The sequence below is a fragment of the Salmonirosea aquatica genome (genome assembly GCF_009296315.1).
Taxonomy (GTDB): domain Bacteria; phylum Bacteroidota; class Bacteroidia; order Cytophagales; family Spirosomataceae; genus Salmonirosea; species Salmonirosea aquatica.
This window is the reverse complement of record NZ_WHLY01000002.1, coordinates 3,454,232-3,465,722: the sequence shown is the minus strand read 5'-3', so window position 1 is coordinate 3,465,722 and position 11,491 is coordinate 3,454,232. Positions and strand designations below refer to the sequence as shown.

The 11,491-nt window shown below is 52.4% G+C and carries 12 protein-coding genes; 9 read left to right on the top strand and 3 right to left on the bottom strand.

Annotated elements, in window-relative coordinates; translation table 11 throughout:
- Window positions 1-11: 11 nt before the first annotated feature.
- A complete protein-coding gene (locus GBK04_RS15605) occupies window positions 12-785 on the bottom strand; it encodes an NIPSNAP family protein (protein WP_152761209.1) in 774 nt (257 codons plus the stop codon).
- A gap of 584 nt (window positions 786-1,369) precedes the next feature.
- Here GBK04_RS15605 and GBK04_RS15600 point away from each other — a divergent pair.
- On the top strand, window positions 1,370-1,603 hold the full coding sequence (locus GBK04_RS15600; RefSeq protein ID WP_152761207.1) for an acyl carrier protein: 234 nt from the start codon (window positions 1,370-1,372) through the stop codon (window positions 1,601-1,603).
- Window positions 1,604-1,655: 52 nt separating this feature from the next.
- Here GBK04_RS15600 and GBK04_RS15595 read toward each other — a convergent pair whose 3' ends face one another.
- A complete protein-coding gene (locus GBK04_RS15595) occupies window positions 1,656-2,114 on the bottom strand; it encodes a Rid family detoxifying hydrolase (RefSeq protein WP_152761205.1) in 459 nt (152 codons plus the stop codon).
- A gap of 199 nt (window positions 2,115-2,313) precedes the next feature.
- Here GBK04_RS15595 and gcvT point away from each other — a divergent pair, with 199 nt between their 5' ends.
- The 8 genes from gcvT to GBK04_RS15555 all read left to right on the top strand — a co-directional run bounded on the left by gcvT (window position 2,314) and on the right by GBK04_RS15555 (window position 10,344).
- Entirely contained in the window at window positions 2,314-3,390 is a 1,077-nt protein-coding gene (gene gcvT / locus GBK04_RS15590; RefSeq protein ID WP_152761203.1) for a glycine cleavage system aminomethyltransferase GcvT, read from the top strand.
- Window positions 3,391-3,518: 128 nt separating this feature from the next.
- Window positions 3,519-4,229: a 2-phosphosulfolactate phosphatase gene (locus tag GBK04_RS15585; RefSeq protein ID WP_152761201.1), complete on the top strand. Its 711-nt coding sequence runs from the start codon at window positions 3,519-3,521 to the stop codon at window positions 4,227-4,229.
- Window positions 4,230-4,358: 129 nt separating this feature from the next.
- The gene (locus tag GBK04_RS15580) at window positions 4,359-6,245 is read left to right on the top strand and encodes a hypothetical protein (protein WP_152761199.1); all 1,887 of its coding nucleotides are present in this window, start codon (window positions 4,359-4,361) and stop codon (window positions 6,243-6,245) included.
- A 66-nt stretch (window positions 6,246-6,311) separates the two neighbouring features.
- Window positions 6,312-6,878, top strand: a complete 567-nt coding sequence (locus GBK04_RS15575) for a Crp/Fnr family transcriptional regulator (RefSeq protein ID WP_152761197.1) — start codon at window positions 6,312-6,314, stop codon at window positions 6,876-6,878.
- A 9-nt stretch (window positions 6,879-6,887) separates the two neighbouring features.
- A complete protein-coding gene (locus GBK04_RS15570) occupies window positions 6,888-7,310 on the top strand; it encodes a secondary thiamine-phosphate synthase enzyme YjbQ (RefSeq protein WP_152761195.1) in 423 nt (140 codons plus the stop codon).
- Window positions 7,307-9,124: a PorZ beta-propeller-like domain-containing protein gene (locus tag GBK04_RS15565; protein ID WP_152761193.1), complete on the top strand. Its 1,818-nt coding sequence runs from the start codon at window positions 7,307-7,309 to the stop codon at window positions 9,122-9,124. Before GBK04_RS15570 ends, GBK04_RS15565 begins: the two co-directional genes overlap by 4 nt.
- Window positions 9,125-9,238: 114 nt before the next feature.
- A complete protein-coding gene (locus GBK04_RS15560; protein WP_152761191.1) occupies window positions 9,239-9,862 on the top strand; it encodes a uridine kinase family protein in 624 nt (207 codons plus the stop codon).
- Window positions 9,863-9,960: 98 nt separating this feature from the next.
- On the top strand, window positions 9,961-10,344 hold the full coding sequence (locus tag GBK04_RS15555; protein ID WP_373331015.1) for a hypothetical protein: 384 nt from the start codon (window positions 9,961-9,963) through the stop codon (window positions 10,342-10,344).
- 88 nt (window positions 10,345-10,432) lie between these two features.
- Here the strand turns inward: GBK04_RS15555 and GBK04_RS15550 are convergent, their stop codons facing one another.
- Window positions 10,433-11,236, bottom strand: coding sequence for a DUF2490 domain-containing protein (locus GBK04_RS15550; RefSeq protein WP_152761189.1), 804 nt, complete (start codon window positions 11,234-11,236; stop codon window positions 10,433-10,435).
- Window positions 11,237-11,491 lie beyond the last annotated feature (255 nt).

Below are 11,491 nucleotides of genomic sequence, written 5' to 3'. Positions count from 1 at the left end.
CGTGAAGCGGATCAACGGATGGGTGAAAAATCGGTGGCCCGAAGGTAGGTAGATTCTACGCGTTCTACGATCTTGCCATTGCGTTCGGAGTAGTCCCGCGCCTTAATCCAATCCGGATCGGCCCGGAAGGCTTCGAACTTTGCCTTGGCCGCTTCCATATTGGGGTACGCCAGCATGTAGATCAGCTCGTTGTCGATTTCATCGGGAAGCCAGTAATTCAGGTTGGTAATGCCTTGCTTGGCAAAAAGCGCCGTGGTATGGTTACGAAACCGCGCCAGCAAATCCGGTAATTTACCCGGATTGGTATGGTAAATCCGAAGCTCATACACCCGATCGTCGGCGGGGCCGGTCACTTTCATGGGAAAGGAAAAGTCAGTTTCGTGCATGAAAATTTTGTCAACCTTCGACACGATCTTGCCATCCTTCTCCGAATCCGACGCTACCTTCTTCCATTCGGGATCGCTGCCAAACGCCTTCCAGGCGGCCTCGCGGGCGGCCATGTCGGGATACGAAAGTACGTACACCAGCTTGTTGTCGGTATTGTCGATCGGCAACCAGTACCCTACGTTGGTCATGCCGTGCTTTTCAAAAATACGGGTGGTATGATTGCGAAAACGTGTCAGGAGCGCATCGAGACGGCCCGGCTCACAGTAATAAATACGCATTTCGTAGAGCCGCCCGCTAGGTTCAGCTCCGGGCATAACATTGATAGCTTCGGCCTTTGTGTTGATTGCCATTGTGAAGCCTGCGATCAGCAGCAGCAGTAAACCTGGTTTTAGATTCATCGTAAATTATGGGATTAAGATCAGAAGTAGGTACCCCCACCAGATTAAAAAGCAATAAACGAGGTTATTTAATCAAAAGTATTCCGAAATATTATCGCTCCCGGTTTATCTGCTGATCGGATGAGCGGCCCAGGCTGGGAAAAATTCACCATTTGAGGTACCCCAACGAACCTAAGGTACCTTAGAACCCGTAATCGTGTCGGGCAACTACCCACAAGGTACCCTTCAGATAGGTTAGTCCGCCCGACCTGGGACGCTTTCCAACCATTTCCGATGAAATCGTATCTCTTTATGGAATAGAAGCTTTTCAAAGATCTACTCCGTTTTTCCTAAGGTTGGTCAAGATCTGGGCATCGTTCGTCATTTTTCATATCGAATATTGTAATAAACCCATTTGATTTGTCGCTGCAAAGCAAGCAAACTTCGCATGGCTCAAATGCAACTTTTTGGTAGTCAATGCTGTACAAAATATTTTAGAAAAATGGAACATTTTGCACTTTTAAATGGTACTATCCTTAAAAAAATTACGTTTTAAAAAAATAAATTCCTCCGGTATTTGTAATCCATAGAAATCCAATAAGACCATGAAACAGCGCATTATCTCTATTCTGAATAACTTTGGCGTAGAAGCAACCGCCATCACCGACGACGCTCATTTTATCAAGGACCTGGGTTTTGACAGCCTCGACCTCGTGGATATGATGATGCAGTTGGAACAGGAGTTTTCTATTGCCATCCCCGATGAAGACTACGCCCGCATCACGTCCATCCGTAGTTTGATGGAGTACCTGCAGGAGCAGCAGTCGGTACCTGCCTGAGAATAGTTCTATTCGTGGGTAGCAAAAATAAGGCGGCCGATACTCGGCCGCCTTATTTTTTTCGCTTGCGGAAAGGTACCACGGCCACCACGGCGATTTCGATCGCCCCGCCAGCCGGAATCGCATCGACTCCCACCGTGGTACGCGCCGGGAAATCACGGGTAAAATACGATGCGTATAGGTCATTCACTTTTTCGAACTGCGCCAGATTTTTCATAAAAATTGTCGTGTTCACCACGTGGGTCATATCCATGCCGTGCGCGGCCAGGATCGCCTTGATGTTCTCCATGATTTGCGGTACCTCTTTTTCTAGCCCTCCCTCCACCAATTTGCGGGTAGCCGGGTCCAGCCCCACCTGCCCCGCCACAAACAGCAGTCCCTGAGCCACCACCCCCTGGCTGTACGGCCCTACCGGCTGAGGCGCGCCGTCGGTGCGGATAATTTGTTTCTGGGCGAACGCCGAAAGTCCGGTACATAGTAAAAAAGCAAGAAGTAAAAGTATTCTTTTCATGAAAACTGGATTGAGGTTGATTTTGGGAAAAAGGTAGCAAATTTTTCTTGAAACTGCCTTTTCCGCAGGGTACCCTCGGGCGCTACGGCTCAAATCTGGCGGCAAAGCGCTAGCCTTTGGCCGTCTTTTCCTACTTTTGCGCGGCAATACCATTCACGTCTCGGGCCAACGGCATACCTGATAAACTATATTCGAACTCATGAAAACGATCCCTCTTCACGACGTACACGTCGGACTAGGTGCCAAAATGGTACCCTTCGCCGGTTTTGAAATGCCAGTCCGTTATTCGTCCGACCTCGAAGAACATCATACAGTCCGGAATGGCGTCGGTGTTTTTGACGTGTCGCACATGGGCGAGTTTGTGGTCAGGGGACCGGGAGCTTTGGCGCTGATTCAGAAGGTGTCGGCCAACGACGCTTCGGTGCTTACCGATGGTAAGGTACAGTACAGCTACCTACCCAATGCCACTGGCGGCGTCGTGGACGACCTGCTGGTATACCGCTACAACGCAAACGAGTATTACCTGGTAGTGAACGCTTCCAACATTGAAAAGGATTGGGACTGGATCGTGAGCCACAACACCGAAGGCGCTGAAATGGAAAACATTTCCGATCGCCTGTGTCTGCTGGCGGTGCAGGGTCCGTTGGCCACGGCTACCTTGCAGAAGCTGACGGAGATCGATCTGTCGGCTCTGGAATACTATACATTCACTACGGGTACCCTGGCGGACATTGACGATGTGCTTATTTCGGCCACGGGCTACACCGGAGCGGGTGGCTTCGAGGTGTATGTATGGGCCAAAGACGCCGAAGCGATGTGGAAAGCCATTTTCGAAGCCGGCGCTGAGTTTGGCATCAAGCCCGTCGGCCTGGGCGCGCGCGACACACTGCGGCTGGAAAAAGGGTACTGCCTGTATGGCAACGACATTGACGATACCACTTCACCGCTGGAAGCCGGCCTGGGCTGGGTGACAAAATTTACCAAAGACTTTATCAACTCCACCGCTTTGAAAGCGCAGAAAGAACGGGGTTTGTCCCGCAAATTGGTGGGGTTTGAACTCCTGGAAAAGGGTATCCCGCGCGGGCATTACGAACTATGCACCGCCGACGGCGCGAAAATCGGGGAAGTTACCTCAGGTACCATTTCACCTACCCTGCAAAAAGGCATCGGCATGGGCTACGTACCCACCGCTTACGCCAAACCCGGCACTGAAATATTTGTAAAAGTACGCGATCGGCTTCTCAAGGCACAAGTCGTAAAAATGCCCTTTGTTTGATTTTAAGAGTACAGTAGCACAATGGCACAACAGTACAAAAAGAGTCCCATACACTGTTGTAGTCCTGAACTCCTGTACTTCCCTATTCCTGAACTTCTGTACTCATTCACTCATTCACTCATTAGAACTTGAAACAACTTGACGTTTGTCTTACGCCTGATTTACTGCACCTGCACAAGCTGGAAAACTCCATCGTAGTGGTAGCAGACGTATTCCGGGCCACTTCCTGCATGGTCACCGGCCTGGCCTATGGCGTAAAAAGTATTACGCCCGTGGCCACGGTTGAAGAGTGTAAGGCGTTGCAGGAGAAGGGATACCTGGCCGCCGCCGAGCGGGACGCCATGAAAGTAGAAGGCTTCGATCTGGACAATTCTCCGTTCAGTTATATGTCGGAAAAGGTCATCGGGGCGCATATCGCCATGACCACCACCAACGGTACCCTGTCGATTGCCAAAGCGAAAACTACGGCAGTAAAAGTAATGGTAGGAGCCTTCCTGAACCTGGGTGCCCTGGTGAACCAGCTGCGCTCGGAACAGTACGACGTGCTGGTGTTATGTGCAGGCTGGAAAGGACGTCCCAATCTGGAAGACACCCTTTTTGCGGGCGCTCTCGCCGAGGCGCTCAAGGATCAGTTCATACTGGTGGAAGACGGAGCGCTCATGGCACAACGGCTGTATATGCAGGGCCGGGACAACCTGCCGGGCTTCGTGGCCAACTCTTCGCACGTACGCCGTTTGCAGCGTCTGGGTATTCAGAAAGACATCACCTACTCATTACAATCTGACCTTTATGACGTGGTACCCATCCTGAGGGGCAATCAGTTGGTGGCATTGCACTGAGGGTACCAGGCCTGCGAGATCTTACTCAAAAAACCGGTTCTTTTCCTTACTTTTAAATTAAAAAAGGGCCTTTGCTTACAAATCCACCGGTTCTTTTCGTTTCAGAAGTCAGAATCCTTCCCGAGTCCTATGGGTAAAATTTTTTCAATTGTCATTTTTTCCGGAATACTCCTGCATCTCTTCGGGACGGCGCATGCCCAGGTAGTGCCCACCGCACCGCAGAATGATACTACCCTGGCGGCTCCCGCTCAGGGGCGCAATGTCGTCACACCCCTGCAGATCAATAATCTGCCCATTATTGAATCAGATACCAATTCGGGACAGTTTGGTAAACCGATGACGAACACGACCCAGGTGTCGGCTATTATGACGGGCGATGTATCGTACCTTTCGGTATGTCCGGGCAGTTCCATCCGTGTGCCTTTTACAGCTCAGGGACCTTTCAATGCCGACAACCTCTTTTTGGTGCAGCTTCTGGATGCCTCGGGCAAGTTTGTCGTGATTTCAGAAAATGCCCAGAACGGCCCTATTCAGGCTATCATTCCTCCAAACAAGACGGGCGGGCATCTGTACCGCATTCGCGTCGTGTCCACCAGCCCCGCTATTCTGGGCAGCGAAATTCCCATTCGCCTGCTCCCTACGGCGGGCGGGCGGCTCGAGACGGCGGACGGCTCCACCTCATCGCGCATTATGCCGGGTCAAGAGGCCCAGCTGCGGGTAAATTTTAGCGGGGCAGCTCCCTGGTCGTTTCAGTTATCCGACAGCACTACCGTGGGCCAGACGCTTACCAACCCGTACTATTTTTCAGTTAAGCCCGAAAAAATCCAGACCTACACGCTCACGGGTGTATCCAACGCCTGCGGCAGCGGTACTGTGTCGGGCAACGTGATCGTCAATGTTGATGCCAATCCCGAACCCCGGCTGGCTCTGAAAGATGCGGACAAAGGCTACCGGGTATGTACCAGCACCCCCTTCCAGGTTTCGTTCAGTGCGACGGGTGCCTACAAGGCGGGCAATAATTTCCTGGTTCAGATCACCGACCGGAACGGGGAGTTCCAGACTATTTCGCCTGCCGATACGGTAGGGCCCATTCTGGCCAAGGTACCCATCGGAACACCTACCGGCGATTATCTACTGCGGGTGGTTTCGTCGTCGCCCCAGCTCATCAGCGACAGTACGCGCATTACCATTGCCGCGCCCACGCAGGCCTTCCTGCAAAGTGACACTATCAAGCTCAAAGAAGGGGGTAATGCCGAGCTGACCGTCCGCTTTCAGGGGGGCGGCCCGTGGTTTGTGCTGCTTTCCGATGGTACCTACGAGAACAATATCCTGACTTCTCCCTACCCGGTGAAGGTTAGTCCCTACAACACCACGGCCTACCGGATCACCTCGGCGGGTGGGCTGTGCGGTGTGGGTAGCTTCTCAGGTACCGCGCACGTGTCGGTAGATGTGCCCCCCTCTACGATCGTAATGGAAAAGCCTTCCCAGACCATGATCTGTGCCGGGGGTGAAATCAGTATTCCGTTCACCACGACCGGCCGGTTTTATGCGGCCAACAAATTCGTGGTCCAGATCGCCGACAGCCTGGGTCGCTTCATCGATATGCCCACGACAGGAAAGGAAAGTCCGCTTAAAGTTAAAATCACACCTTCCTACCAGCGGGACACCATCACTTCCCATCGCATCCGCATTGTGGCCACCGCACCGGGGGTAGCCAGCGAAACGCAGGAGATTAAAGTGGTGGCTCCCGACATGGCCGTAGGTGAGGTATCGGGGCGTAGTGCCATTGTGGGGGGAGGTTCTACGCGCATCCGGCTGAAATTCAAGAACGGTTTGCCGCCCTGGTCGTTTACGCTGTCGGACGGCAGTTCCGTGCAAGGAACTTTCCTGAACCCGTACTTGATTACAGTATCACCGACCGCCACGACCGAATTTACTATTAGTTCCTTGAAGAACGCCTGCGGCACGGGCACCAGTCGGGGATTTGCCATAGTGACTGTCGATAGTAAGCCCTGAGATATACTTTAAAATTATTCACACTACCCTGCAACATCGAACCACTTTGGTGAGTTTTGATACATTATGGAGCTACTGAAAAACTTCTTGGGACAATACGTTTCGTTGTCCCAGGCCCAATTTGACACACTGGAAGCCTCGCTGCGTGAAATGGAACTAGGCGCGGGAGACTACTTATTGCGGGAAGGCAACATTTGCCGTACCATTTGCTTTGTGAGGGAGGGTACCCTGCGCGTGCTTCATTTCGACCAGGATGGAGAAGTGACCCGTTATTTCATTCCCAAAGGCAACATAGCTGTACTTCCCGACAGCTTCCGCTACCAGGCCCCGGCCAACGAAAACATCCAGGCCGTCACCGATTGCCGCCTGCTGGTACTTCGCTATGAAGACCTCATCAAGATGTACGATCAGATTCCGGTCTGGACCCGGCTAGTGCAAAAATTGCACGAGGAAGTATTGCAGCAGCGCACGCTGGGCCGAACCCTGGGCTCGCGGGATGCGCGTTCGCGCCTACAGCTTTTCAATGAAGAATATCCCGGACTGATCGATGAAATCCCGACTAAAATCCTGGCTTCTTTCCTTCGCATCAGCCCCCTGGAGCTGAACCGGATACGTGGTGAACTGACCCAATGATCCGAAGCCATGCAGGTATTTCAGCGTGAATTCAGACTCCCCCCCTACCCCCGGGGCTTTCATTTGATTACCGACCGGGTCGAACGTGAAATCTCCGAACTGCGCCACATCAAAGCCGGAATCCTGCATGTTTTTATTCAACACACATCGGCCAGCCTGACGATCAACGAGGATGCCGACCCCACGGTACGGCAGGATTTTGAAAGTCATTTCAACCAGGCAGTTCCTGAAAACGCCCCCTACTACCGCCACAATTACGAAGGGAGCGACGACATGCCCGCGCACCTGAAAGCATCCCTGCTGGGTAGTTCGGTGAGCCTGCCCATTACCAACGGTCGTCTGAATCTGGGTACCTGGCAGGGAATATACCTCTGCGAGCACCGCGACCGGGCGACGGGCCGCAGCCTGGTGCTAACTGCGTATGGGATATGAGAAAATGGAGATCGCTACTTTTCGTTTGTCTATCCTACTATCCTGCCCTTGCTCAGGAGGTGCCTTTAGGAGGTTGGCAGACGCATTTCAGCTATCTTTCGGCCTTGCGTGTGGAGCAGGTGCAGGACCGTTTTTTCTGCGCTACCTACAACGGACTGTTCAGCTACCAACCCCAAAACGACAGTACGGTGCTTTATTCCAAAATCAACGGCCTGCACGACACAGGCATCAGCAGCCTGGCCTTCGAGCCGGACAGTCGCCAGCTGTTGTTGAGTTACCGGAATGGCAATCTGGATTTGGTGCAGCTGGATGAAAACACAGAATTCCAATCCATTACCGAGTGGCCGTTACTACGCGATGCCCCTTCTCTGCCCGATGATCGGCGCAGTTACCAACTGATTTTTAGGAAAAAGCTAGCCTACCTAAGTACCTTTTTCGGTATCGTAGTGCTTGATCCCTCCCGCCTCGAGGTGCGCGAAACCTACCAGAATATTGGCCCGGGTGGCTCCGAAACTGCGGTTTTTGGGATCAGTTTCACGCAGGACAGCCTCTATGCTCATACCTCACAGGGCATTTTGCGCACTTCGTTGAGTGACAATGTCAATCGGCAGTTTTACGGAAACTGGCAAAGGGTACCTGCCTCTTTTACAGCCACTTCGATTGCCGTATTGCAGGAAAAGCTCTACGCCGGAGTAGCGGGTCAGGGTATTTTTCGAAAAAATAACGCGGGTTGGCAACTCGTCTACCCGGCCACGAGTCAGCGGGTTTCGCTCCGGGTGAGCCAGGACCGCATTGTGGCCGCGCTGGACAATCGCGTCGTAACCCTCAGTCCGCAGGATCAGGCTACGGGTTTTCGCGATCCGCTGCTGGTGGCCACTCAGGAAGCCATTTTGGACGCCGCCAACAATCTGTGGGTGGCCGATCGGCAGACCGGACTAATCAGTAATTTTTCGGGAAGCTACCGTTCGCTAAGTCCCCCGACGGGCGATACTACGATTGCCACGCGGACTGATTCGATAATCGTTGACCGCAACGGATTCCAGTGGATTCGTTTGCCCGGTACCTTGGGGGGCGGAATTCTGGTGAAAAATCCGGCCACGCAGCAACAAAGGTACCTTACTGCTTCGCCCAACAACGGCGGCTTACCCTCCTCCCAGGTCAACAGTCTTTCGCTGGATCGCAATGGACTGGTGTGGTTCGCGGCGGATCGGGGCGTGGGTTATTTTGTGCCCGAGGGCGTGCTGTCCGTCGGGGCTGTTAACGCGGTACTTCCCATATTCGGTCAGCGCCGGCTTTTGAGCAACGAATACAACACCGCGATTGTGAGCGAACCGGGCGACCGCAAATGGGTTGGTACCCGAAACGGCCTGTACCTGTTCAGTCCCGACGGCACCCGGCTGGTTCGGCAGTTCGACGCCGCGAACAGCCCCCTGCCATCGGACCAGATTTTAGCCCTAAAATTTGACGAAACCAGCGGACGGCTGTACATTGATACCCCGAATGGCCTGGTATCGTACCGCTCCGATGCTTCGGCTCCGGCGGCAGATTTACAAACGATTACCATTTTCCCGAATCCGGTACGGCCCGGCTACTCAGGTATGGTGGGGATCAAAGGGTTGGTGAATGAAACGGTAGTAAAAATTACGGACCTGGCGGGAAGGCTCGTTTTCGAAACCCGTTCGGAGGGCGGAACGGCCTCCTGGAACCTGCTGGATTATACCGGACGGCGCGCACGGGGCGGTGTTTATCTGGTGTTGACTATAGCCCCCGACGGCACAGAAAGCAGGGCCGGAAAACTGGCGATTGTAGAGTAGAGAATGTAAAAATAGCGCAACTATCGTATCCAGAAATCAGCGCACAGAAATTCAATTTAAAGGTACTTACTAAAAGCCAGCAGCCATTGGCCAACCGCTATCGGCTATTATCCAATGAATCATTCTACCAAACCCTTCATCGTGGGCATCACGGGAGGAAGTGCTTCCGGCAAAACTTTTTTCATGAAAAACCTGCTCGCCTCGTTCTCCGAGGACGAGATTTGCCGCATTTCGCAGGATAATTACTACCGCCCGATCCACGAAATCCCGAAGGATGCCAATGGCGTGGAGAATTTCGACCTACCCGAAACGATCGATCACCATCTGTTTGCGCAGCATATCGCCGAACTTCGTCAGGGAAAGGTAGTACGGCAAAAAGAGTACACCTTCAACAATCCGTTGCTGGACCCTAAAACGCTCGTATTCACCCCTACCCCGATCATCGTAGTGGAAGGAATTTTCGTATTCTACTTCCCCGAGGTAGCCCAACTGATCGACCTGAAAGTTTTTGTGGATGCCAAGGAACATATCAAAATAAAACGCCGTATCATTCGTGACAACAGCGAGCGCGGCTACGACCTCGACGATGTGCTCTACCGCTGGGAAAATCACGTGGCCCCTACCTACGACAAGTACATCAAGCCCCTGCGCTCGGAAGCCGATGTCATCATCAATAACCATCACAAATTCGACCGTGGCCTGGAGGTGCTGGTGGAGTACCTGAAGACGAAAGTGTGAAGTGCTTTACTACCACAAAAAGCATGGTTTGAGGAGGCCTTTGATGTGAAAATCGATTATTTTTCTGAAAACATTCACTTAAACCTTTTCAGAAAATCATGAAAAATGCCCTTGCTATCTTTGCCTTTCTCCTGCTCATCGGTGGATTCTTTGCCTTCAAACCTGCTCCGAAGGCCGTTCGTTATGACTACTCCCAAATGACGACCATCGAGTCGGTGGTACCTGGCGGTTTAGGCCGCTCGCGGATGCTTATCAACGAAAAAGGGGGAAACAAGGACGAAATAGACATGAAGAATTTCTTCAGCCTGGGTGGCATCAATTTTGGCAACATCAACAACAACGAGCAGCTCATCCTGGAAAAAATATCCCAAATGAATGCCAACGGCTGGGAGCTCTACAACATTACGCCCGGGGTCGTAAGTCCGAGCGCCAACAGTACAGGTATTTTCATCACAAGGTACCTTTTTCGAAAAGAGAAGTGAGTTGGCCGGTCCTGCCAAAAGTATGGACGTGACGAATAGCCGTCCATACTTTTGGCGGGGTACCTGATTATGAAAAGGATAGGAATGCTTAATTGATATGTCGGGAGAACGGATTTTGGAATAACACATCGAACGCCAGGTAAGATACGGGCTCGAAATGGCCGCCGCTCTTGAACTGCTCCATCACCCCCACATCCAGCGTTACGTCCGACTGCCTGAAAACGTGTCGAAAATACAACGCCAGGCGATCTTCCGTAAAATGGTACGTCGACCAGGTGTGATGGTGATCCAAAGGTACCTTCGACCGGTACTCATCCAGCGCGGTCAGTATTTCATTGGCTCCGATGATGAAATTGGCTTTATGGTCGTCAAGGGGTAAGCTGACCTGGCCCTTCAGCCGGAAACGAAGCTCCAGCGGACGAGAGGCGGCTTCCCAGGATGGCGCATAAAACGTGCGCACCTCGGGCCGGAATGAATACGTGGCCGCCAGTTTGCCCAGGCTTCGTTTGTAATATAGCCTGGCATAGTACCGGAGTTCGAAACGCTGGGAAGGATCTTCTGCTTCGTAGGGCTCGTCTTCACTATATAGATTCTGGACGCGGAAACTTTGGGCTAAGGACGCCTGCCATTGGGTGCTGAGCTTGTATTGGAACTCCTGATTGTAGACCCCTATCCCCGGTTTTTGCAGAGGCGCCCAATGGGTAGGGTCACCCAGGCGGCCTAGCCCGCCGTAAGCGATTAACGTTATTTTTTTTCCTAAGGCCTGGCTAAAACCGACGGCCCCCCAGGCTACGGCCCGGGTACCATCCAGACCGGGAGGAGAAAGTTGAGCGAAAAGGGAAAGCGGGGCCAGGATACAGCCCAGAACGGCAGCATTCTTGATGTACTTCATTTCTTTAACGATCAAATATTCAAGGTGTCAGAATCATAAAAGTAAGGCAAATTGCTTTCTGGTGTCAACGTACCTTCTGCATTTCTGATTGCGCCTTCTACAGCCAGCTTCCTCGCCGGAGTGTATTCATAAGGGCATCAGGGGTAAAATTCCTACCTTTGAAAGGCGGAGAAGCCCAAGCTTTTCCAGCTTAACACAACTTAACTATACTTTTTAATTCATGGCCAAGCGCATTCTGACATGCTCTGTTTTGGC